Source organism: Sporosarcina psychrophila (assembly GCF_001590685.1).
Taxonomy (GTDB): domain Bacteria; phylum Bacillota; class Bacilli; order Bacillales_A; family Planococcaceae; genus Sporosarcina; species Sporosarcina psychrophila.
The window spans coordinates 515,147-539,341 of the sequence record NZ_CP014616.1; the positions used below are offsets into that span (position 1 = coordinate 515,147).

The 24,195-nt window shown below is 42.4% G+C and carries 23 protein-coding genes; 17 read left to right on the top strand and 6 right to left on the bottom strand.

Annotated elements, in window-relative coordinates; genetic code table 11:
• The first annotated feature begins 31 nt into the window (after positions 1-31).
• Positions 32-961 (top strand): M15 family metallopeptidase, encoded by a 930-nt coding sequence (locus tag AZE41_RS02495; protein WP_067213811.1) that lies wholly within the window; start codon positions 32-34, stop codon positions 959-961.
• A gap of 201 nt (positions 962-1,162) precedes the next feature.
• Here the strand turns inward: AZE41_RS02495 and cls are convergent, their stop codons facing one another.
• On the bottom strand, positions 1,163-2,614 hold the full coding sequence (gene cls, locus AZE41_RS02500; protein WP_067205257.1) for a cardiolipin synthase: 1,452 nt from the start codon (positions 2,612-2,614) through the stop codon (positions 1,163-1,165).
• A gap of 230 nt (positions 2,615-2,844) precedes the next feature.
• Between cls and AZE41_RS02505 the strand changes: the two genes are divergently transcribed.
• Positions 2,845-4,170, top strand: a complete 1,326-nt coding sequence (locus AZE41_RS02505) for an L-cystine transporter (RefSeq protein ID WP_082786789.1) — start codon at positions 2,845-2,847, stop codon at positions 4,168-4,170.
• Positions 4,171-4,434: 264 nt separating this feature from the next.
• Here AZE41_RS02505 and AZE41_RS02510 read toward each other — a convergent pair whose 3' ends face one another.
• Positions 4,435-5,658 carry a helix-turn-helix domain-containing protein gene (locus AZE41_RS02510; protein WP_067205264.1) on the bottom strand — a complete coding sequence of 408 codons (1,224 nt, stop codon included), beginning with the start codon at positions 5,656-5,658 and terminating at the stop codon, positions 4,435-4,437.
• 123 nt (positions 5,659-5,781) lie between these two features.
• On the opposite strand from AZE41_RS02510, the gene AZE41_RS02515 reads away from it, so the two are divergent.
• Complete coding sequence (locus tag AZE41_RS02515) at positions 5,782-7,080, top strand: MFS transporter (RefSeq protein WP_067205266.1); 1,299 nt, start codon at positions 5,782-5,784, stop codon at positions 7,078-7,080.
• Positions 7,081-7,158: 78 nt separating this feature from the next.
• Here the strand turns inward: AZE41_RS02515 and AZE41_RS02520 are convergent, their stop codons facing one another.
• The gene (locus AZE41_RS02520; RefSeq protein WP_067205270.1) at positions 7,159-8,337 is read right to left on the bottom strand and encodes an MFS transporter; all 1,179 of its coding nucleotides are present in this window, start codon (positions 8,335-8,337) and stop codon (positions 7,159-7,161) included.
• Positions 8,338-8,720: 383 nt separating this feature from the next.
• Between AZE41_RS02520 and AZE41_RS22995 the strand changes: the two genes are divergently transcribed.
• On the top strand, positions 8,721-8,861 hold the full coding sequence (locus AZE41_RS22995) for an Lmo0850 family protein (RefSeq protein ID WP_186672238.1): 141 nt from the start codon (positions 8,721-8,723) through the stop codon (positions 8,859-8,861).
• 188 nt (positions 8,862-9,049) lie between these two features.
• Here AZE41_RS22995 and AZE41_RS02525 read toward each other — a convergent pair whose 3' ends face one another.
• The gene (locus tag AZE41_RS02525) at positions 9,050-10,234 is read right to left on the bottom strand and encodes an FtsW/RodA/SpoVE family cell cycle protein (RefSeq protein WP_067205272.1); all 1,185 of its coding nucleotides are present in this window, start codon (positions 10,232-10,234) and stop codon (positions 9,050-9,052) included.
• Positions 10,235-10,345: 111 nt separating this feature from the next.
• Positions 10,346-11,533 (bottom strand): FtsW/RodA/SpoVE family cell cycle protein, encoded by a 1,188-nt coding sequence (locus tag AZE41_RS02530; RefSeq protein WP_067205275.1) that lies wholly within the window; start codon positions 11,531-11,533, stop codon positions 10,346-10,348.
• A 184-nt stretch (positions 11,534-11,717) separates the two neighbouring features.
• Between AZE41_RS02530 and AZE41_RS02535 the strand changes: the two genes are divergently transcribed.
• The 8 genes from AZE41_RS02535 to AZE41_RS02570 all read left to right on the top strand — a co-directional run bounded on the left by AZE41_RS02535 (position 11,718) and on the right by AZE41_RS02570 (position 19,858).
• Complete coding sequence (locus AZE41_RS02535) at positions 11,718-12,050, top strand: DMT family transporter (RefSeq protein WP_067205278.1); 333 nt, start codon at positions 11,718-11,720, stop codon at positions 12,048-12,050.
• Positions 12,050-12,364 (top strand): DMT family transporter, encoded by a 315-nt coding sequence (locus AZE41_RS02540; RefSeq protein ID WP_067205281.1) that lies wholly within the window; start codon positions 12,050-12,052, stop codon positions 12,362-12,364. Before AZE41_RS02535 ends, AZE41_RS02540 begins: the two co-directional genes overlap by 1 nt.
• An 82-nt stretch (positions 12,365-12,446) precedes the next feature.
• The gene (locus AZE41_RS02545; protein ID WP_067205284.1) at positions 12,447-13,517 is read left to right on the top strand and encodes a D-alanine--D-alanine ligase; all 1,071 of its coding nucleotides are present in this window, start codon (positions 12,447-12,449) and stop codon (positions 13,515-13,517) included.
• Positions 13,518-13,529: 12 nt separating this feature from the next.
• Entirely contained in the window at positions 13,530-14,915 is a 1,386-nt protein-coding gene (locus AZE41_RS02550) for a UDP-N-acetylmuramoyl-tripeptide--D-alanyl-D-alanine ligase (RefSeq protein WP_067205286.1), read from the top strand.
• The gene (locus AZE41_RS02555) at positions 14,912-15,604 is read left to right on the top strand and encodes an alpha/beta hydrolase (RefSeq protein ID WP_067205289.1); all 693 of its coding nucleotides are present in this window, start codon (positions 14,912-14,914) and stop codon (positions 15,602-15,604) included. The genes AZE41_RS02550 and AZE41_RS02555 overlap by 4 nt, the downstream gene beginning before the upstream one ends.
• A gap of 414 nt (positions 15,605-16,018) precedes the next feature.
• A complete protein-coding gene (gene cshA / locus AZE41_RS02560; RefSeq protein ID WP_067205292.1) occupies positions 16,019-17,542 on the top strand; it encodes a degradosome RNA helicase CshA in 1,524 nt (507 codons plus the stop codon).
• Positions 17,543-17,898: 356 nt separating this feature from the next.
• A complete protein-coding gene (locus AZE41_RS02565) occupies positions 17,899-18,378 on the top strand; it encodes a PH domain-containing protein (protein ID WP_067205295.1) in 480 nt (159 codons plus the stop codon).
• Complete coding sequence (locus tag AZE41_RS02570) at positions 18,371-19,858, top strand: PH domain-containing protein (RefSeq protein ID WP_067205298.1); 1,488 nt, start codon at positions 18,371-18,373, stop codon at positions 19,856-19,858. The genes AZE41_RS02565 and AZE41_RS02570 overlap by 8 nt, the downstream gene beginning before the upstream one ends.
• Before the next feature lie 100 nt (positions 19,859-19,958).
• Here AZE41_RS02570 and AZE41_RS02575 read toward each other — a convergent pair whose 3' ends face one another.
• Positions 19,959-20,570 carry a rhomboid family intramembrane serine protease gene (locus AZE41_RS02575; protein ID WP_067205301.1) on the bottom strand — a complete coding sequence of 204 codons (612 nt, stop codon included), beginning with the start codon at positions 20,568-20,570 and terminating at the stop codon, positions 19,959-19,961.
• A 108-nt stretch (positions 20,571-20,678) separates the two neighbouring features.
• Here AZE41_RS02575 and acpS point away from each other — a divergent pair, with 108 nt between their 5' ends.
• The 5 genes from acpS to AZE41_RS02600 all read left to right on the top strand — a co-directional run bounded on the left by acpS (position 20,679) and on the right by AZE41_RS02600 (position 24,091).
• Positions 20,679-21,032, top strand: a complete 354-nt coding sequence (gene acpS, locus AZE41_RS02580) for a holo-ACP synthase (RefSeq protein ID WP_067205304.1) — start codon at positions 20,679-20,681, stop codon at positions 21,030-21,032.
• A gap of 58 nt (positions 21,033-21,090) precedes the next feature.
• Positions 21,091-22,098: a LolA family protein gene (locus AZE41_RS02585; RefSeq protein WP_067205307.1), complete on the top strand. Its 1,008-nt coding sequence runs from the start codon at positions 21,091-21,093 to the stop codon at positions 22,096-22,098.
• Between the two features lie 73 nt (positions 22,099-22,171).
• Entirely contained in the window at positions 22,172-23,311 is a 1,140-nt protein-coding gene (gene alr, locus AZE41_RS02590) for an alanine racemase (protein WP_067205310.1), read from the top strand.
• Positions 23,312-23,445: 134 nt separating this feature from the next.
• Positions 23,446-23,736, top strand: coding sequence for a transcriptional regulator (locus tag AZE41_RS02595; RefSeq protein WP_231885814.1), 291 nt, complete (start codon positions 23,446-23,448; stop codon positions 23,734-23,736).
• Between the two features lie 4 nt (positions 23,737-23,740).
• Complete coding sequence (locus tag AZE41_RS02600) at positions 23,741-24,091, top strand: type II toxin-antitoxin system PemK/MazF family toxin (RefSeq protein ID WP_067205315.1); 351 nt, start codon at positions 23,741-23,743, stop codon at positions 24,089-24,091.
• Positions 24,092-24,195 lie beyond the last annotated feature (104 nt).

Below are 24,195 nucleotides of genomic sequence, written 5' to 3' on the forward strand. Positions count from 1 at the left end.
ATACATATATATTGAGAAGGTAGGCTTATTGATGAAACGAAAAAACAACTATACCAATAAGAAAAAAAAGGGTAAAGCTTTAACAATCACTTTAATTATTTCCGGCTTCATTATGACAGGACTCCTAATTGGACTTGGAATGAATGACTGGGATGTAGAAAAAAGTATTAAAAAAGGGCAGGAAGTCATTGGTATGTCTGTTGCAAATGGGGATGAGGACGCAGCCCACGAAACAGAACCAACCGAACTCCCTGACCTTGTAGAGCAACCCGATGCTGATGAAACGAAAGAAGAGGACGAACCCGGGAAAGTGCAGGAGGTTACGCCTGAATCTCCATCCAAACCAACAAAAAACAACGGTGCAGGATCTGGTACTGAAGTGAAGCCGAATTCAGCGATTGACAACGGAGGATATATCGAAGGTCAGACGCTTCCTAAAGAACCGAAGTTTGTAAAAGGGATTTTACTCGCCAATAAAAAGTATCCTCTTCCGGCAACATACGCACCTGGAGAAGACAAAAAAGCGCGTGGCGCATTTGAAAGAATGGCGGCAGAAGCGAAACTTACAGGTTTTAATCTCAATGCATTCAGCACCTATCGCTCGTTTGAATACCAGACGACACTTTACGAGAGATATGTTGCTCGTGATGGTGAGAAAGCGGCTGATACCTATAGTGCACGCCCGGGTTATTCGGAACATCAAACAGGGCTGGCATTCGATATTGGTGAAGTGAATTTCGAACAGCACTTTGCTTCATCATCATTTGGGGAAACGGAAGCAGGAAAATGGGTGGCAGCAAACGCTCACCGATTCGGCTTCGTTATGCGCTATCCAGTGGGGAAAGAACAGATTACAGGATATATGCATGAATCTTGGCATTTCCGTTATGTTGGTCTTGAAATTGCGGACGAAATTTTCAAGAAAAATCTTACGTTAGAAGAATATTTAGGGGTCCAATAAACACATAAGTGACTCATATTTTCATAGAACAAAAGGGACGTACCGTTTTAGCGGTGCGTCCCTTTTGTTCTATGAAAAGAAAGTATTTAGGTCGGTATTTAGACTCCAGACATCTTGCGCTTTTCTTAGTGTCTAGCTTCAGGCGCCAGCCGCTCGACTTATGCCTGTCGCGTCTAGCGGGCGTATTAAGCCTTTCTTATATCATAAAATTGGTGAAAGTAGTCTTGAAACTGATTCTTTTAATTTAATGAGACGAGAACGTTCCAAATACATTTCATAGGTTAATTCAGTCGATAATTGCATATCCTGTTCGAAAAGCTCAGCTAATTCATGTGATTTTTCACGATCATAAATGAAGGCGTTGACTTCAAAATTCAATTTGAAGCTGCGGACATCGATATTGGCAGTTCCGACAGTTGAAAGTTCATCATCAACGACAATTTGCTTGGTATGCAGGAAGCCATTTTCATAAATATAAACTTTTGCTCCTGCTTTTAATAATTTACCAACATTTGAATAGGTTGCCCAGTATACAAACATGTGGTCAGGCTTGTTCGGAATCATTATCCGCACATCGATTCCAGAGAGACATGCAATGCGTAGCGCGTCCAAGAAGCTGATATCTGGGATGAAATAAGGCGTTTGAATATAAATATATTTCTTCGCTATGAAAATCATTTTCAAATAACCGTCTTTAATCTGCTCCCATTCTGAGTCGGGTCCACTCGACACAATCTGCATCCCGACGGAACCTTTACGAGGGATAGCAGGGAAGAAGTGCTCTGCATATTCGATATCATTTTTTTCAGATGCTTGGTTCCAGTCCAATATAAACCTCGTCTGAAGCGGGTGTACCGCACTTCCTTCAATCCGCAGATGTGTATCGCGCCAATAGCCAAACTTCTTGTTCAGCCCCAAGTACTCATCGCCTACGTTGAATCCGCCAACATAACCAATTCGCCCGTCGATAACAACGATTTTACGATGGTTCCTGAAATTCATTCGAGGATTGATAAGCGGCATAGTAGCTGGGAAAAACGCTTCAACATCTCCTCCATTATCAATCAGTTCCTTCAGATGTCTCTTGCGGAGCCCTCGTGAACCGATATCATCGAAGAGTACACGCACTTTTACGCCTTGCTTCGCTTTTCGTATTAAAACGTTTAGTATCCTAGTCCCCAGGGTATCCAATTTGAAAATGTAAGTTTGAAAATGAATATGATCCTTTGCTTGCTCGAGGTCATGGATAAGTGCATCAAATTTAGCTGCGCCATCGTTGAAAACCTGAACGTCATTGTCTTGCGTCAAGACAGCGTGGTTATTTCTAAGATGAAGGTAAATCATATCCTTGTAGTGAGCTGTATCATCTAGCCTAAATTCGAGGGTATCTTCTTCTATTGCTTCAATTTGATAATCAATCAATTGATCGATACCAATTTTACTCCGTCCTTCCCACCGGAAAAGGTGTTTTTCCCTCAGTTGCCTGCCGAGTAAAAGGTAAATAAAGAAACCGAAAAATGGAATGAAAAATATGACGAGGAGCCATGCCCAAGTTGAGGTTGGGTCTCTTCTTTCTAGAAAAATAAGGGCAATCGCAAGAAATATATTCAAAATAAAAACTGCCGTAACCGAGATGCTGATTAGTTGAGTCATAAGCGGCCTCCTTTACATATAATGCTTATCTTACTAGTATAACGGAAGACTTAGAAAAAAGAAGTAACAGTGGAAGTTAAGATAAAACCTACTTGACTGATAGACATTAATGGTTTAAAGTGTGCTTTATGCTACACGCTATCTAAAACTTAGGAGGAAGAAAAGTGAATACATTATTACTTATTTTAAACATTGCCGGGTTGCTCTTGCTCGTCGGTATACTATATAGTATGCATCGCAAAAAGGTTTCGTTTTCAAAACGTGTTTTCACCGGGCTGGGTCTCGGAATCGCATACGGACTTATTTTACACTTCGCATACGGTACAGATTCAACAGTATTGCAGGAGTCTATGCCGTGGTTTAACTTGATAGGAACAGGTTATGTTAAATTACTTCAGATGATTGTTATGCCACTCGTTTTCATTTCAATTCTTGGGGCATTCACGAAAATAACAATCGGCAAGAATTTTGGTAAGATGGCGGGATTGATATTAGGACTTCTTATTGGAACAACTGCAATCGCCGCGGTTATCGGGATTTCTGTTACACTTCTTTTCGGCCTTGATGCGAAGGAAATAGTGCAGGGGGAAGCTGAGCTTGCACGCGGTGTTTCTATTGAAGAACGATCGGAAGGAGTCGCGGACCGTCCGTTGCCTGATCAGTTAATAGACTTATTGCCTGCGAATCCGTTTCTTGACTTCACAGGTGCACGACCAACTTCAACAATTGGGGTTGTCATCTTTGCGGCATTCCTTGGATTTGCGTATTTGACACTTACAAGAAGAGATGAAAAAAATGCAGCTACAGTGAAAAAGGGAATCGATGCAATCTATTCTCTGATCATGGGTGTTGTAAAGATTGTCTTGCGCTTGACTCCGTACGGTATTTTAGCGATTATTGCAACCACCGTAGCGACGTCTGACTTTGCGGCTATCTATAGTCTAGGCAAGTTTGTACTTGCTTCGTATGTAGCGATTTTAATCATGTTCGGCATTCACTTAATCATTATTACGCTATCGGGATTAAACCCAATCACTTACGTGAAAAAAGCAGGGGAAGTATTGATATTTGCCTTCTCCTCAAGATCGAGTGCAGGGGCGCTTCCACTAAACATTGATACACAGACGAATCGTCTCGGCGTGCCTGATGGTATTGCCAACTTTGCCGGATCATTCGGCCTGTCAATCGGTCAAAATGGTTGTGCTGGAATCTACCCTGCGATGCTTGCAGTGATGATTGCACCTTCAGTAGGACAGAACCCACTTGAACCAACATTCCTTGTTACATTGATCGCTATCGTGGCAATCAGCTCATTCGGAGTTGCTGGAGTTGGTGGCGGAGCAACATTCGCTGCGATTCTTGTTCTATCAGCACTGGACCTGCCGATTGTATTAGCAGGACTGCTGATTTCAGTAGAACCGCTCATCGACATGGGCCGTACAGCATTAAACGTCAGTGGATCCATGACGGCGGGTGTTACGACTGCACGTGTAACGGGTGAATTGGATAAAGACATGTACAACGCTCCGCTTGATAAGCAGACGGCTGAAGTATAAGTTGTCAATCGATCATAAAGTGTGTTTGACCGATCATATAACACTGCAATCGAGCATAAATTTGCTTGACCGATCATATAATCGTGCAATCGATCATAAACTTGCTTGACCGATCATATAACACTGCAATCGAGCATAAATTTGCTTGACCGATCGTATAACGCTGCAATCGAGCATAAATTTTCTCGACCGATCATATATCACTTCAGACCAATCATAAAACAAAAAATACCGCAGAAGACGCGATTGTCTTTTGCGGTATTTTTATTTTGTTAACAATTCATATGTCTCCAAAATGAAATCTTTATAAGGCGTACGGGGCATCACTGAAATGTTCTGCATGGCGAGCCCTGCAAGGCGTCTCGCTTCAATAAGATTGCCCAATTCCATGTAGCAAAGTGCTTTATATGCATCCTTTTCATAAAAAATCGACAAGTCGAATGGATGATGGGTATAGTCTGCAATCTTCACTTTTTCGAGGGCCACGAGTGCATGTTCAAATTCATTTAATCCGAAAAAGGATTTTCCTTTTTCTAGATTAATAAAGGGACTGTAGTCATTAGAATACTTACCTTTATCTAAGAACTGATCCCATTGTTCTTGCGCTTCCTTGTAGGACTTTTTGAAAGAATTTAAATAATGGACTTCCGCAAACTTCGTGAAAAATATTGCTTCTTTATCTTCCGTGAAATCCCCGTATTGGGTTAATTTCTTTAAATAATAAGCGTATTGATCTTCATCTTCCTCCATAATTGCATGAGCGGTTGCTAGCCTATATAAGTGGTCGATACGATAAAACACCCGCTCCTGCCTTGAGAATTCAATACCGCTTTTCATGACTCGTATGGCAGACTCGGAATCTCCTACTGCAAAAAGGAGAACAGCTTCCATATAATCGAGGTCAAGCCGTGTCATCGGATCGATAAATGCATTTCGAGCTTCGATTTCGGAACGTTCGTGGAGCAAAGTACTTAGTGATTGTGCATAGTTATGCTCGGTAAATTTGACAAATGCCCGGAATATTCCTATGCTTGCGCGCCTCGGAATAATGTTCATCAGATCATACATTGTTGCAGCTCGATCGGAAAATACTTGCCATCCACTCTTTTTTTCATAATAAATACAGCGACTATATATTTCCAATAGGCGCGCTGATTCATAACCTTGTGTCAATTTTGGGACATAGGGCTCAACTAGCGTGATGAGCTGAGTGTATTCATCAGTCCGTACATCAAATTCGGTATTATATAGAATCTCCGCTTTCTCAAGCAGTGCTCTTAGTTCATATGTGCTTACTTCTTCCAATAACTCCACCACTTCTACACCGAGTCTTTCTGCTATATAAGACAGGCTTTCCATCGAAGGATTCGCCTTGTTATTCTCGATGAGACTGAGCATGCCTTTTGTTAGCTCATCACCCGCTAAAGCCTCCAACGTCAATTTCCGTTGTTTTCGTAATTTGCGTATTCGCTCACCTAACGTTTCGATAGGTCACACCTCCACTGTTTTAATTACGTAGTTTAATTATATTAAACTTTAACTTGTAATGGAAGTGTTTATCATGTTATTATTCGTTTAATGAAATTAAACAATTCGGACGGGAGTGTTTGTATGCGAGAGGTTTTAAAGCTTAAAAAAGCCACTTATCATCTGTGGACGTTCACAATCAGTAAGCTCATTTCTTCGTTCGGGGCACAGGTATATGCATTCGCTATTAGTTTTTACATTTTACAACTAACTGGATCTGCAACAAGTTTTGCGACGAACCTTATTTGCAACCTTTTACCACGGGCACTCGTTGCTCCTTTTGCAGGCTATGCGGCTGATCGGTATTCAAGAAAGACAATCATTATTACCGCTCAAGTTGCTTCAACTCTTGCAATCGGGGGGCTCTTGATTGTAAGTCTGACTTCTGGATTGTCTTTAATTGCAATCTATACGACAACTGTTGTTTTATCAATCACATCAACATTTTCGGGCGTAACGTTCAGCTCTTCTATTACTGGACTTGTTGATGAAGGACGAATTCAAAAAGCTATGTCTCTGAACCAAATGTCCATTTCATTTGCGGCAATCGGAAGCCCGGCGGTAGGTGGTTTATTGTATGGAACAGTCTCGATGCCGGTATTTCTCGTAATGTATATGACTGCTTCGATTATTGGAGTATTTCTAGAATCAACGATGAATTTCAAGTTATTTGCGAAACGTAAAGAACCAGTCGATGGGGAACCGAAGGAATCGATGATGCAAAGTATGAAGGCTGGATTAGCCTATTTAAAATTACAACCAATTCTGATGACATTGATTTGGATTGCTTTATTCATCAACTTTCTATTTGGTGCATTCCAAGTCGGTTATTCCTTCATTCTTATTGAAAAGATGAAGATGGTATCGACACATTTTGGATTGACGGAAGGTGCATTTGCGGTGGGGATGCTACTATTGTCAATCTATCTGACGATGCGCAAAGAAGTGAAGTATCCGTTGCTTGTCTCAAAACGAGGCATTCTCGGAATGGGTGCCGTAATGGGAAGCGTAGCAATCCCTCTTTTAATACCTATGCACTATAATTTTATGTTTGGGTTTTATGCATTCGTCATGTTTAGCTTCGGAGCAACAATAATTATAGTAAATACGCCCATGCAAGTAATGATGCAGAAAATGATTGACGATGATTATAAAGGGCGCGTATTTTCAATCCTGGAAACAATGTCGATGGCCCTTATGCCCCTTGGAGTAGTTATCTACGGGTTCTTATATGATATATTCCCGGCACAATGGATTCTCATTGTTTCGAGTCTAATACTAATTGGGGTTATTCTCGTGTTGGCACGGCCATCAGTCATGATTAAAGCTCATCCGGAACTCGGAAATTCAAATGTGAAGGAATCAGAGGTTATTTCAGAATAATTATTAGCAACATTTTTAATGTGAAATAGCAAAGACCACCTGTCTTCAATTTTAGAAAGGTGGTCTTTACTATTCGTATTAGTTATTCAGCGTTGCTTCCAAATTCCGCAACGATTTAGCAGACTTCCTAAAGGCGAAGATTAGCCCGATAGATAGAACTGCAAGAACTGTGGAAATGAAGTACATATTGCCGGCTTCTTGCGTGAAAATCCATGTGAATAACAGCGGACCGATGATGCGCCCCATATTGTCCATGGAATATGTCATCCCAGCAGCCGTTCCGTATTTTCCGCCAGACTCTTTTGTTGTTAATGAAACGAGTACCGTACGGGCAAGTGCGTTCCCCGCAGTGAAGACACTCAGCGCAAAACCGGCCCAGAAAAGGCTTGATGTAAACGGAATAAGGAACAGGCCAAGTGCGGTAACGATCTGCGCCCCAATAATCCATTTCGTTTCCGTTCCGTTTTTCACACGGCGAACGACGCCGCCTTGAATTGCCGCGTCGACGAAACCACTAGCCATAAACAAGTAACCAAGCTGAAGTGGTGTGATTTCAATTTTGGAGATTTGGAACAGCTGGAACGTAGATTCAAGCCCGGCGAGAAGGAATGTCACCATGAACGAGAATAGAAATAGATAACGGATACGATATTGCCAAAGCATAGCTCCACCTTTTGGGAGGAGAGCACGTTTATTCGCCTCTCCACGTCGTTCCGGTTCCTTCAATATAATTCCTGCATAAATCATAAGGAGCACTGTCAAGGTACCTGAAGCAATGAATGGTAATTGAAGACTGACATTACCAAGTACACCTCCGATTGCTGGTCCGAAAATAAAACCAAGTCCAATTGACATACCAAGCAGTCCCATATATTTATTACGGTTTTCTTCATCCGTCATATCTGCAACGAATCCAGTAACAGCGGTGTAAAGTGCACCAGAGAATATCCCTCCCACAACGCGTGACGCGTACAATAGCGGCAAGTTCTCGATGAACAAAGCAAATAGGAAGAAACTAAGACTGAAGCCAATTAGTCCTATTAAAATGAGCTTTTTTCTTCCGGTTCTGTCTGACAAAGCCCCCCATAGCGGCGCGGTAAAGAAAGATGCTAGTGCATAAACGGTCAGTAATCCGCCAACATGTACTTCAGATAATCCTTGCTGCAAGATAACTTCAGGAAGAATTGGAATTATAATACCAAACCCAAGATAAACAAAAAATTGTACGGACATAAGTAGAAGGATTGCTTTTTTCATATTCAAACCCACTTTCGACTGAATCAATATATTCATTCTACCCTTCGTATGTAAATCAGACAATGGAAAAGGGGAGGAGGTGGTAGGTTTACAATGTATTGTCTGAAGTTGATAACACTAAGCGGAAAGTAAACAACGTTTTGTCCAAAGTAAACAACGCTACCCCGAAAATTCATCTGCAAATAGATTTTTTGTCAAATTACCTACCTTGATGTATGAAACATTTACAAAAAGTTAATAACTGTAACAATAATGAAAGATTTAAAAGTGGACAGGAGTGGTATAATTGTAGTATGAGCAAAATAGAACGACATTTACCTGTAGAACGAAACTTTACTGATGCATATTCGTCTAGAACTAATAGAAAGGTCGAGGTGGAAAAGATGGCTAAAGAAGTTGATTTGAAAACAATCATCTCCAACTTGGCGAAGTTGGGTGTTTCGGCTACGATGACGAAATCCCGTCTGGAAATGCTGAAAGCCCTCGCGCCACTTGCACAAGCCCCACAAATTCAATCTCAATAAAGAAAGTGATAGTATCAAGACAAAAAAAGCTTCGACGGATTTTTCCGTCGAAGCTTTTTTTGTCTTGGTGTCTAGACTCCGGGCGCCAGCCGCTCGGGTCATAAGCAATTCAGCTATGTGGCAAAGGGCGCCACGTCGCTAGATCGACTTATGCCTGTCGCGTCTAAGCGGGCGCTTTCCGCTTTTCTTTATTCGTCATCATCCGAACTAAACATGTACGTCCTATGATGGTACTTCATACTGAATACTAATCCAATTGCGAGCATATTCCCCATAAGTGAACTACCGCCATAACTGATGAATGGCAGCGGGATGCCAGTAATCGGGAGTAGCTGAATCGTCATCCCGATGTTTTCAAAGACATGGAACGTAATCATTGCAATAATACCTGCGCATATATACGTACTAAATGGATCTTTCAATTCAAGCGTAATTTTCGTCAAGTGATAAATGAGGAAAAAGTACAAGCAAATAACTAAGCTAGCGCCGATGAATCCCCAATCTTCCCCAATCGTTGTGAAGATGAAATCGGTGTGGCTTTCTGCGACGTACACTTCGCGGCCTTTATAACCTTTTCCGAAAACTTCACCCGAGCCAATCGCATTGAGTGACGTAATAAGGTGACGCCCTTCATTCGAAGAATAGGAATAAGGATCGAGCCATGAATAGATACGTTCAAACATATATGGTCTTAAACCAAGTTTGTTTTGAAGGAAGTCCTGTGCATAGAGTGTCATCCACAGCAAAGTCGCTCCAATCGTCGCGGTCCCGACAAATACTGGCAAAATTATTCGCCACGTAATTCCTGCTACAACGACGAACGCTGCCGTAATCGCTATGAAGACAAGTCCAGTTCCAAGATCGGTCTGCATCATGATGAAAAGCAACGGCAAGAATAGAACAGCAATTATTTTCCCGAGTAAAAAAAAGTCGGTCTTCAATGTTTTCTTAACGAACTTTTCGTGATGCGTCGTAATCATGCGCGCCATGCCGATGATGAAAAATGTCTTCATGAACTCAGCGGGTTGGATGCTTCCTACCCCAGGGAGGTGAAACCAGCTTTTTGCACCATTTCTTTTTGCCACAAGCTCCATGCTATCCGGAAGAATAATTAGCAGGGCTAAAATAAATACACCGCCGCCGTAAATAATCCAGGCAGCTTTCTTATATTGATCCGGTTCTAAAAACATCGTAATCGCGATAATGACACATCCGATGAAGTACCATTGAATTTGCGAGGGTACGAAGTTTATGGTGTATTGGCCAGTCGTCTGAGCCGAAGCGATCGCGAACAAGCTGACAAGGAAAAATAACAGCAGGATAAATGCAAGTGTCCAGTCAAAACGATCTGCCGGTTTATTAGGTATTTTCATATATAGTCACCTTGATTTCACTAAAATAGGATTACTTTCTACATTTCTTAGTATAACGGAAAGGAGTTGCGATGTTTTCTTTTTTTACTATTGTCTAATGAACTCTGCTAATCAATCTTCATCATCAGAGTCGAACAAATACGTTCGATGATGGAATTTCATACTGAAGACTAAACCGATTGCGAGCATATTACTCATTAGCGAACTCCCGCCGTAACTGATGAATGGTAGGGGGATTCCGGTAATCGGAAGTAACTGGATTGTCATGCCTATGTTTTCAAAGACATGGAACGTAATCATGGCGATAATACCTGTACAGACATACACGCTAAATGGATCTTTTAGTTCAAGTGCAACACGCGTCAAATGATAAATAAGGATGAAAAACAATGTAATCACGAGACTAGCGCCTATGAAGCCGTATTCTTCTCCGATAACACTGAATATGAAATCGGTATGATTTTCTGGAATGTATACTTCGCGACTTTGAAAACCTTTGCCGTTAATACCACCTGAGCCGATAGCTGTCATGGAGGTTAGTAGGTTATAACCCTCATCAGAAGGGTAAGAATATGGATCGAGCCACGAATAAACTCTTTTAAACTGGTAGCGGGAAAAACCGAGTGTGTCTTCCATGAAATCTTGCGCATAGAGGGCCATCCATAATAATCCCCCACCAATTGCGGCTGTTCCTGCGAAAAGTGGTAATAGAATTCTCCATGAAATTCCTGCAACGACAATGACGGCGACCGTAATTGCCATGAATACTAAAGAAGTTCCGAGGTCAGGCTGTTTCACAATGAATGCGAGCGGTAGGAGAAGAACAACCATAATCTTTCCAAGGAGAAGAAAATCCGTTTTTATTGTTCTTTCCACAAAGTTTTCATTATGAGAACTCACCATGCGCGCCATGCCTAGGATGAAAAATGTTTTTATGAATTCAGAAGGTTGAATTGTTCCGATAGCCGGAAGATGAAGCCATCTTTTTGCGCCAAGTCGCATTTCAGCAATTTGTCCATCTCCTCCTGGGGCGAAAAAGAGGAAGACGAGAAGAAAAACTCCGAGTCCGTATAAGTACCATGCCATCTGTTTATATTGTTCAGGTTCCAGATACATAGCCATAGCAATGATGAATGCGCCTACGATATACCATCTGATTTGTAATGGCACGAAGTTTATTGAATACTGCCCGGATGTTTGAGCGGAAGCAATTGTAAATATGCTTATAATGCAAAATAGCAATAAAATAAAGGCTAGTGTCCAGTCGAAACGATCTGCAGGCTTGTTTTTTTGTTTCATATTATCACCTGTTTTTCCATCTAATCTAGCATTCTTAAGTATAGCTCATCGGAGTAGAGTATGCATTTCCTCATATTGGACGTAAAGGCAACCGCGAAGTTGCCTCTTGAAAGATGGGCATGCTAAACTTGTGGGGAATTTAAGGTCTATTTTAACTGTGTGAATATGAGAGGAGATTTTCGTTGTGGCATGGATTTATTTACTGATCGCAGGCATGACTGAAATCATTTGGGCAATTGGATTAAAAGAAGCGCAGGGCTTTACAGTCCTTCTCCCTTCAATAGTAACGCTGGTTTTCATCATAGTTAGCTTTTTCCTGTTCGCGAAAGCAATGGAGAAAATACCCATTGGTACTGCGTATGCCATTTTTACAGGAATCGGTGCGGCTGGAACAGCAATTGTCGGTATTATCCTATTCAATGAAGGAGCAGGTATTGGTAAACTGTTTTTTCTAGTACTTCTGCTTGTTGGTATCGTCGGACTTAAACTTGCTGATGGACAGGGGGAGACTAAATAGTGTCTTGGATAATCTTAATTATTGCGGGGCTATTCGAAGTGGCGTTCGTTATTATGATGAAATTATCGGAAGGATTCCGAAATAAAAAATATACAGTATTGACTGTTCTAACAGCAGCACTCAGTTTCTTTTTATTATCAGTTGCTATAAAAGATTTACCCGTTGGAACAGGGTATGCCGTTTGGGCGGGAATAGGTGCAGCAGGTAGTGTTCTAATTGGCATGGTTTTTTTTCGTGAAAAGCGAAGTGCGCTAAAGTTCCTGTTTTTATCCTTCATCATTGCAGGTGTTACGGGACTTAAGTTGTTTGGTTGAATATCTTACATAAAATCATCATGAATGTGAGCTGTTCATGGTAAACTGAAGGAATGAAACTAATAGATTGTGAGGGGAAAATATGAAGAAAAAACTAGGATTGGTCTACGGTGGAAAATCAGCTGAGCATGAGGTGTCGCTGTCGACTGCACGTGCAGTGACACAAGCGGTGGACTTTAATAAATACGAAGTAGTTCCAATTTATATAACGTACGACGGTGAGTGGAGAAAAGGAGAATCACTTGAAAGCTCTGCGAAAACGATTGAAGAGCTTCGCCTTGAGGGGAATGGCTCCAGTCAACCAGATAGTATACATGCTTTCTTGAATGGAGGAACGGGCGCTCCAGACGTCATTTTTCCACTTTTGCACGGAACAAATGGTGAAGATGGAACGGTTCAAGGGTTCTTTGAGGTGATGAATGTCCCTTACGTCGGTAATGGTGTACTGGCATCGTCAGCGGGAATGGACAAAGTCGTCATGAAGCAGTTATTCGCGCAAGTAGGATTGAAACAAGTGCCTTATGTACACTTTATCCGTACTGGATGGGTCAAAGAACAGCAACAGTTAGTCGACAAAATGGAAACAGAGCTCGGTTGGCCGATGTTCGTAAAACCTGCGAATCTTGGTTCCAGTGTGGGTATAAGCATGGCAACGGACCGCAAAGGTTTAATCGAAGCTGTGGATATTGCCCTGAAATTCGACCGGAAAATCATCGTCGAACAAGGCGTAACTGCACGTGAAATCGAAATGGGCGTCATGGGTAACGACGAACCGCTATGCTCAGTGTCAGGGGAGATTAAACCTGTTGCGGCATTTTACGATTATGAAGCGAAATATACAGATGGCAACACAACACTGGCCATTCCTGCACAAGTAACTGAGGAAGTTAAAAAGACAATGGAAGACATGGCTGTCCGTGCCTTTAAAGTGCTTGACTGTTCGGGACTCGTCCGTGCAGACTTTTTTGTCACTGCGGACGACGAAGTCTTGATTAATGAAGTGAATACAATGCCAGGTTTTACACCGACAAGCATGTTCCCGCTACTATGGCAGAAAACAGGTGTAGCTTATCCTGAATTAATCAACGGGCTGATCGAACTAGCACTGGAACGACATGCGGAAAAGCAAACATTACAATATACGATGGATTGAGTGTGATTTGAAGTGAAACGGAAGTTAAGCGAAATCGCTGATTGGATACAGGCGGCTGGCCAAAATTTAGAAGACATATTCGCAACGGGTGTGTCCATTGATTCAAGAACTGCATCGGCGGGGGACCTATTTATCCCTTTTCGTGGGGAACAAGTAAATGGTCACAATTATGTGGAACAAGCGATTAAACAGGGTGCTGTCGCATCTTTATGGATGAAAGATGAACCGGATCCACCTGCAAATGTGCCGTTAATTTTCGTCGAGAATCCCGAGTTGGCGCTCCAGGAAATGGCACGCATTTATCGGGGGATGCTTCAATGTAAAGTCGTCGGCATTACAGGGTCGAATGGCAAAACATCAACAAAGGATTTAATTGCAAGTGTATTGTCTCCGTATTTCAACGTCCGAAAAACGGAAGGGAACTATAATAATGAACTTGGTTTACCATTGACGATATTGTCGCTTGAGGAAGATACCGAGTTTGCAATCTTGGAAATGGGCATGAGTGGGTTCGGGGAAATTTCCTTTTTATCGAAACTGGCGAAACCACATTTTGCTGTGATTACGAATATCGGAGAAGCGCATATGCAGGATCTTGGATCGCGTGCAGGAATCGCCAAAGCGAAATTCGAAATTATCGATGGATTGCAAGAAGGTGGCAAGCTATTTTACGACGGCGACGAACCGCTTCTACAAGGTCTTGTTGATCAGCTTACTGCAGTTCAAGCTGTTTCGTTTGGCTATGAAAAAGAAACGATGTTGTCACTCGAAAAGATTGAATCTGGCGATGAAGGAAGTCGTTTTACAGTCACTGGCTTACTAGACGGAGAATTCACAATCCCTGTATACGGGGCGCATCAAGTTAAAAATGCGCTGGCTGCAATTCTTATTGCAAATGAAGCAGCTATCAGTGTCGATGACATCCGCGGATCACTTCGCCAAGCGTCCTTAACGGATATGCGTATGCAGCCGGTTAGTGTCGATAATGGTGCATTGTTCATTAATGACGCATACAACGCAGCACCGACATCAATGCGTGCAGCACTTGCTTTCATGGAGGATACTGAATTACGTAAAGAAAAATGGGTTGTACTTGCTGATATGTTAGAACTGGGTGACGAAGAGCAGGTTTATCATGAAAATCTAGCCGATGAACTGGTTGCGATGAAGCTAGAAGGCATTCTACTCTATGGTCCGCGTATGAAATGGTTACATGATAAATTGCAAAACGGTGGCATGGAAACGCGGCTATTATGGTCAGAAAAGGATTATACTCCTATTGTGAACGCACTCCGGGAATATACTGGCGTAGATTCGATTGTACTGTTAAAAGGTTCACGGGGAATGGCACTTGAATATATTCTAGAAGATCTGATGGGTAAAGGAGCCGGGAAATGAAAACGGGCGTGCTATTCATACATGGCTTTACAGGCGGTCCATTTGAAGTAAGGCCGCTTGTGAATTTCTTGAAAATGAAAACGAACTGGCAGTTAGCTATACCGACATTGACTGGCCATGGCATCACGCTGAATCTTGAAAAAGGATCCGCTGCTTCCTGGTTGATGGAAGCGGAACTTGCACTTAAAAGACTGCAAAAAGAAGTCGACCGCGTAATCGTGGTCGGCTTTTCGATGGGCGGACTGATTGCGATGTATCTTGGACTGAGGTATAAAATCGACAAACTTGTCTTGTTAAGCGCGGCGGCAAGATATATAAGTCCACGCATCCTTTTGAAAGAGATGAGAATCATGTTGGCAAAACCGCTTATGAAAAAATATCCACCAAATACATTTTATCATTTGTATGAATATAAGCTTGCACACACACCGTTGCGTGCAGTCTTCGAATTTTTACGCATTGTGAGCATCGTCAAACCTTATTATGGTTTGATTAAAACACCTGTATGTATCGTTCAAGGTGAGAAAGATGGAATTGTCCCGTTTACTACCGCTGAGCACTTGTTAAAAAAACTTGGCTCCGAAAAAAAGGAATTCATAAAATCACCTGTTGGGAAGCATCATATCTGTTACAGCGATGACTGTGACAATTGGTTCAATGAAGTGCTTCGGTTCATGCGGGAAGATTGACCACGGGTGAGTGGGAAATTGGCTTTTTGATGATGTCTAGCTCCAGCGTCTAGGCGAGCCGCTTTCGCTTTTTGGTGAGTAAACTGATTATTACTACTTAAGCGGATTGATTGCGAAGTGCTTTTTCCCATGGTATACTGTGATGAACATTGGATACATTTACGTAGCACTCTTCAAGAAGTGAAGGGTACTTTTTTTTGAATATAACGGTTTGCTCATATAAGTTGGACGAATTGTCCATTGATCGAACCGCTCGGCAAAGACCGGGCTTTCCTTTTCAACCATAACCTCTACTTATACTATAGAGAATGCAAAATATCGGAAACGTTCCCTTTTAACAGGCTCGAATTTGCCGTGCCTTCATTTGCAAATGTAACCAATTGTCAAATGAAAAAACAAAGGAGATTGATAAGTTTGACTAATTTTTCAGAATTAAATATCAGTGAATCAACACAACGCGCGCTAGCTAAAATGGGGTTTGAAGAAGCAACGCCAATCCAAGAAGGTACTGTCCGTTTTGGTATGGAAGGTCGCGACGTTATCGGCCAGGCACAAACTGGTACTGGTAAAACAGCTGCATTTGGTATTCCAATCATTGAAAAGGTTGATATCAGAAACACTGCAGTACAGGCACTTGTAATTGCTCCAACACGCGAATTGGCTATTCAGGTTTCTGAAGAAATCTACAGAATTGGTGCTGACAAACGTGTACGCATTCTTTCTGTTTACGGTGGACAAGAAATTGGACGTCAGATCCGTGCATTGCGCAATAACCCACAAATCATCGTTGGTACGCCAGGACGTATTCTTGACCATATCAAACGTAAAACATTGAAATTAGACGGCGTACAAACACTTGTACTTGACGAAGCAGATGAAATGTTGAACATGGGCTTCATCGAAGACATCAACACAATTCTTGCGAGTGTACCGGCTGAGCGCCAAACACTTCTATTCTCGGCTACTATGCCTGGACCAATCCGCAAAATTGCAGAAACGTTCATGAAAAACCCGGAAATGGTTAAAATCAAGTCTAAAGAAATGACTGTTGAAAATATCGAACAGTTCTTCGTTAAATCACAAGAACGCGAAAAGTTTGATATCCTTTCACGTCTTCTAAATGTTCAACAACCTGAACTTGCAATCATCTTTGGTCGTACAAAACGTCGCGTTGACGAACTATCTCAGGCACTAGGTATCCGCGGATACATTGCTGAAGGAATTCACGGCGACTTGACTCAAGCGAAACGGATGTCTGTCCTTAAGCAATTCAAAGAAGGTAAAGTTGATATCCTTGTTGCAACTGACGTTGCGGCACGTGGACTCGATATTTCAGGCGTAACACACGTTTACAACTTCGATATTCCACAAGATCCTGAAAGCTATGTTCACCGTATTGGTCGTACAGGACGCGCAGGGAAAAGTGGAGTAGCAATTACATTCGTAACACCACGTGAAATGGGTTACCTTCGTATTGTAGAAGAAACAACTAAAAAACAAATGACTCCATTGAACCCACCATCTTCTGACGAAGCAATTCTTGGTCAGCAACGTGTGGCTGTGGAACAACTTACTGAAATTGTTACTAAAAATGAATTGAGTGATTATACACATCTTGCAGCTGATTTGCTTGAGAAATTTGAAGCTAAAGATCTAGTTGCAGCAGCACTTCGTTCATTAACTCGCGAACCGAATGATACACCTGTATCTATTTCGGAAGAGCGTCCATTACCATCACGCGGAAATTCTCGCGGCGGCGGCGGTGGTTATAAAGGTAACCGTAGCGGCGGACGTCCATCAAGCGGTGGCGGCGGACGTGGTTATGGCGGCGGAGCTCGTCGTAGTGGCGGAAGTGGCGGCAACGCACCAAGCGGTAGCCGTGACGGAGCTAGAAGAGACAGCGGCAGTCGTTCACGTACTACTAAATCAGATCGTTAATAATGAACCTTTAAAAGATCCGGATAGCGCAATGAGCGCTTACCCGGATCTTTTTTTGTATACAATAAAGTTCGAAGGGGAATGTGAGGACTAGGCAACACCAAGTCCGAGGTATGCAACGAAGTCTCTGAACTAAATAACACAAAGCCGAAACTAAGCAACATCCACACGACAAAGCAACGTTTCGTCTGAACTAGACAACATATAGCTCAAGGTATGCAACGCAATCTCCAAACTAAACAACACTACGCGAAAACTAAACAACACTCCCTCAACCCTCTTAGCAACAATCCATCAAAATGAAACATTTCGCGCTCTTAATCGTATAGAATAAGTAGAGAGGAAGAGGTGTTCATATGAGAGAACAACCGGTGAATCGTATATCGGAAAAAGGATTAAAGGTATGGAGATTATACGGCATTATGGAAACAGGATTCCTTTTACTTGTAGCAATTGCCGCGGGGGTATTGGCTTATATATTTGAAGGTCCATGGTGGATATATGCGGTGGCTGCGGTTGTCGTAATCCTATTCGCGTACTTTTTCATTTATTTATTTCCCAAAGTTAAATGGATGCGATGGCGCTATGAAGTGCGTGAATCAGAAATTGAGCTGCAACATGGTATTTTTATCGTCAAACGGACGTTGATTCCAATGGTGCGTGTTCAGCACGTAGACACCGCGCAAGGACCGATTTTACGAAAATATAACTTGGCGGAAATCACGATTTCCACGGCGGCGACGAATCATACAATACCTGCTCTTGTGATGGAAGAGGCGGATGAACTTCGGAGCAGGATATCAGCGCTTGCAAGGGTGGCGGAAGAAGATGTCTGAGACACGCTATAAATTACACTGGATTACAGCCATTATTGAAGTATTGAAGACAGCGAAAGATGCGATATTACCGATTATTGTCCTCGTTTTTGCGAATGGACTGAATGATGTGGGATCTGGGAAATGGTATTTAGATTACTTATCCTTCATCATTTTCGGAGTCCTCATTATCGCTTTTTTCATCACAGGTATTATTAAGTGGAAACGTTTTGAATACTGGTTTGAAGATAATGAACTTCGAATCGAATATGGGTTATTTGTGAAAAAGAAACGCTATATTCCGTTTGACCGAATTCAAAGCCTCGATTATACGGAAGGGATTTTGCACCGACCTTTCAAACTTGTCAAAGTGAAAGTGGAGACAGCAGGTAGCTCCTCTTCGAAAAAGTCGGAGGCAGAATTGACCGCGATTACGAAAGAGGCGGCAAGTAGAATTGAAATGGAAATAGCGCAGGCGAAAAGTGGTAAGAAGGAAACTTTGCTGGAAAATGGAGAACTGCCAGAAATAATTCAAGCAGTGGAAGAACCGCAAAGGAAATCAGTTTTTACAATGTCATCGAAAGGTCTGCTTATCCTAGCGACTACATCAGGTGGGATTGGAATTATTCTTTCGGGCGTGGGGATCTTCTTATCGCAGTTTGCGGAGATGATACCGTTTCAATGGATGTATGAAGAGATTTCAGGCTTCATCAAGTTCGGTCTTCTTATCGTTGCAATTGCTGTGTTTTTAGGATTCGTTTTTGTGTGGGGGATATCGGTTGCCATGACATTCCTGGCATATTACGGTTTTACTGTTTCACTTGAAAAAGAAGACATCGTTATTACGCGCGGTCTACTTGAGAAAAAACGGATGACAGTGCCGCTGAACAGGGTTCAAAGCGTACGTATTATTGAGAATCCTTTTAGGCAACTATTCGGCTACGCTGCTGTCGCAATTGATAGTGCGGGAGGAGGCGGAGCGGAAGGGGCGAAAATAAATTTATTTCCTTTGGTAAAAAAAGCGGATATCTATGGACCATTGAAAGAGATATTCCCGGATCTTATACTTGATGAACCGACGGAAAAACTGCCAGCACGCGGCAAGCGCTTTTTCTATCGTAGCGATTTCCTATGGATGATTCCTGCGATCGGCGCATTGACATACTTTTTCTTTCCATACGGGTTGTTGTCACTTCTCATCGTACCGGTCATTGTCCTATTCGGATTATGGCAACATCGATCGGCTGCTTACGGGATATCGGGTAATCAGCTGACGATGCGATTCAGGAACCTTAGCCTTCAGACCGCTTTCTTGATGAAAAAAAGAATTCAATCGATGGAAATGAAACAAAACTACTTCCACAAACGAAAAAGTGTAGCCACATTAGCCACTAACATCAAATCTGGTATGAGTACTTTTAGTGCACAAGTACATCATATGGAAGAGTCAGAAGCCGAGAAGCTGCTTTCGTGGTATGAGAAGAATTCGAAGGATGCTTGATTCGCTTTCAATAGGTACAAAAAAGAGCAGGGATAACCCTGCTCTTTTAACTAAAGATAAGTTTTTCACCTGGAGCGGTGTCTAGACTCCGGCGTTTTCTTTATCTTTTTTTACTTTTCCAACTGACGATCCGTTTGGGATGAAAATAGCTAAGTCCTATTAAAAATCCGACGATTAACCCCGCAATATGGGCGGTCGCATTAATGTTGGGCTGGACATAGGTCATAACTATGCTGATAACAATAATTGGAAGGATAATCTGTCTTAGCTGCGGTAAGATATGCTTCGTATAATAGACAAGTGCTCCAAATGCTCCGAGAATCCCAAAAACTGCACCACTTGCGCCGAGACTTTGATAGTTAGGGGCTTGTAGGAAAAATGTGGCAATATTAGCGAAAATGCCCGATAGCATATATATTGTCAGGAAGCGTGCCTTACCTGCGATTTTCTCAAGTTCAGGTCCGAAAATGAAAAGAGAGAACATATTAAACAGTAGATGCATGATACCACCGTGAAGGAACATCGGTGTTAGAAGTCTCCACCATTCCCCGTCGGAGATAAGGAAGTTGACGCCGACGCCGGCGTATAATACTTGTGTCCCGATAACCGGGATGATCGTCACGAGATAAATAAGGATATTCAAAGCAAGGAAAAACGTCACCACCGGATAGAGGCGGATGTATTGCGAGAAGCTTTCTGTACGGCTAAACATGTATTCACCTCAATCTATGACTTCATTATACATATTTTATCGTCTAGGCTCCAGTGCTTGATCAAGGTGTCGACGATTTTTTTGCAAACTTTGGAAGGAGGAATTATTTTGATTGCAGGAATTGGGCTTGATATCGTCGAATTGGATAGAATCGCCAAGTTGGATGCTAGGTCTCCGAAATTCCGTATGCGCATTTTAACTATGGAAGAGCTGGAAATTTACGAATCGCACACGACTAATCGGCGAATAGAATTCCTTGCGGGTCGTTTTGCTGGGAAAGAAGCGTTTGCTAAAGCGAAAGGAACAGGAATTGGCACGCAGTGTAGTTTCTTGGATATCAGCATATTGCCTGAACTGAGTGGCAAACCGACTGTGTTTTTCAAAGGAGATTCAATCACTGGTTTCATATCTATAACTCATACGCGAACCGTAGCAGCAGCTCAAGTTATCCTTCTTGCATAATTGTTCGTCCTTCCTCATAAGATGACCTACCCGATTGAAATGAGAAAGGATGAACTGTATGCGTAGCCGAATAGTTGCTCTTTTGTTAGTTGTAGTCATGGTAGTCCTTGCGGCATGTGGGTCGCCGTCGAAAGAGGATGTCATGAAGAAACTCAGTGGAAAGTGGAATGAAGCGAAGGGGTATGATTTGCAAGCGACCATGGAAATTAAGACTGGAGCCGAACCGCGTTCATATGAGGTCGCTGTTTGGCATACGAAGCCGTCTTTCTATCGCGTTAATGTAACGCAGGCAGGAAGTAAGGATTCCCAGATGATTGTTCGTAATAAAGAAGGTGTTTTTGTTGTTACCCCATCACTCGGTAAGACCTACAAGTTCCAAAGTGACTGGCCTTCTCAAAATAGCCAGGCGTATTTAATAGGTGCGTTGTCGGAAGATATTAAAGCTGATAAAAATGCGACAATGACGGAAAAAGAGAAAACGTACGTCTTTGAAACGGCCACGAGAAATAACCATAAGAAGGTTTTGCCAACCCAGCAGATCCATATTGACAAAAAGACATTGCTACCAACGTATGTCTCCGTACTGGATGAAAACAAGGTGGAGAAGATTCGCATTACGTTCAATAAGATTACACTTGGCGTCGAACGAAAAGCTGGCGATTACAAAGTAGATATGGATGAGACGAATACAGGTAAAGAAACTGAACCAGCCGCGGATGATGAAGCAACAGGACTCTCAACGTATTATCCGTCAGTAGCTTGGGCGGATGGCACTCTTGTTGATGAAGAAATCGTGAAAATGGATAGCGGTACACGAACATTCATGACTTTTGGAGGAGAGAAAGAGTTCATTATTGTTCAAGAACCAGCAGTTAGAGCGGAAAATAAAATGGCAGTCTCCATTGAAGGTGATCCTGTCGATCTTGGATTTACTGTTGCAGCCCTTACGGAAAATTCGATTCGTTGGGAAAGTGGAGGCGTTTCATTCTTCATCGCATCCGATAATTTGACGCAAGATGAACTGATTGAAGTAGCAGGATCGATGCAAGTGGAGGGGATGAAATAATATAACTAAGGTTGACGAAGAAAGGGCAAGGGATGGATAATGGAGAGTACTACAGTACAAATGAGGGATTGTTATGGAAGACTCTATTCATTATCGGCCAACACAAGCCATCGTCGATCTAGCTGCGATTCGGGCCAATGTTCGGAATTTAAAAGATTATTTGGGAAGTGAAACCGCAGTAATTGCAGTTGTGAAAGCAGACGGTTACGGCCACGGTGAAGTTGAAGTGGCTCAAGCTGCTTTTGAAGCTGGTGCAGAAATGGTCTCGGTGGCAACACCTGCCGAGGCGATACGACTCCGAATGGCTGGTATTAGTGGGGACATTCTTGTCATGGGACCGTCACCGCTTGTATTTGCTGAAAAAGCAGCCGAATTGGGGATTATACTAACCGTTTCGAGTGCTGAGTGGTTGCAATCGGCATTAGACGTTAGCGAAAAATTCATGCAACAATTGAAGATTCATGTAAAGATTGACAGTGGAATGGGTAGAATCGGATTGAGAGATGAGGGGGCGCTTCGGTCCCTTATGTCGGTCGTAAATAGTACTAAACAAGTGCTACTGGACGGTATCTTCACACACTTCGCTTGTGCTGATGAAGAAAACACTGAAAACACAGAAGAACAATTTATTAAGTTCATGAGGTTAGTGCAGACGCTGTCGGAAAAACCACGACTTGTTCACGCATCGAATAGCGCGGCGTCCCTCCTCTATCCCGAATATGCGCTTGATGCAGTCCGTTTCGGAATCGGACTTTATGGCATCGCGCCTTCGGAATATGTAGGAGGGAAATTGCCGTTTCGTCTTGAAAGATCATTGCGAATCGAAAGCGAACTTGCTTATGTAAAGTTGTTGGAGGTGGGCAATCGAATCAGTTATGGCGGTACCTATGTAACTTCGAGTGCAGAATGGATCGGCACAATCCCGATTGGTTATGCAGATGGTTTGAGACGTGGTCTGCGCGGACAGGAAGTACTCATTGATGGAGAACGAATGCCTATTATTGGAACCATCTGCATGGATCAATGCATGGTGAAGCTTCCGCGAGAACTGGCGGTTGGCGAAAAAGTTGTTCTAATAGGTCGTCAAGATAAAGAAGAAGTTACGATGGAGGAGTGGGCGGAGCGACTCGGCACGATTCCATATGAAATTGCTGTTTCCATTGCGAAGCGAGTACCGAGAATATACACAGGGAAAGATGGACAGAATATATAATATTCGCACATTCGACAAAAAAACCTAGCAGCTTTGCAGAATCCTGTCAATAAAATTCCTTTCGTGTCTTCTCATTGTCGGTATACAATGGTAAGATGGACTTGTATTGAAATGAGGGAACGGTTTTGTCGGAGGTGCTAACGTTGCGTGCAAATAAAAACTTTAAAGAAGTTATTGTTAAAATTCCGAAACGGATGCTGAATGAAAATGAACATACGGTCGTTCATCAGGAACTGGACCGTGGTGATTTCGTTTATATTTCGACAAAGCGATATGTAACTGACTATGAATCGGATACGATCAGGGAAGAGATGATGAACGGTTATCTCGAAATGTCGCAAATCAACCTTAGAATCGCCACGGAATGCTTGCATGTGGAATTTGAAGCCCAGCATACGGTAGAACGTCTCGTAAGCGGAGGATGAAAAGTTGGCAATAAAACGTGGAGACGTCTTTTTTGCAGATCTGTCGCCTGTTGTTGGTTCTGAACAGGGAGGTACGAGACCGGTCCTTGTCATCCAAAATGATATTGGAAATCGGTTTAGTCCGACGGTAATTATTGCGGCAATCACTGCGCAAATTCAAAAAGCGAAATTGCCTACACATGTTGAAATTGATGCGGTACGATACGGCTTCGAGCGGGATTCGGTTATTCTGCTCGAGCAGGTCCGCACAATCGACAAGTCGAGGCTTACAGATAAGATTACGCATCTAGATGAATTTTTGATGGAACAGGTCGATGAAGCGCTCGAAGTAAGTTTCGGCCTCATCAAATTCTGAGCATACATATAAGAAAAAACACCATGGATTCGTTTCTGTGGTGTTCTTTTCATTGCAGTCACTTTTCCGTTACCTAAGTAATATGACAAAAAGAGTGTATTGCA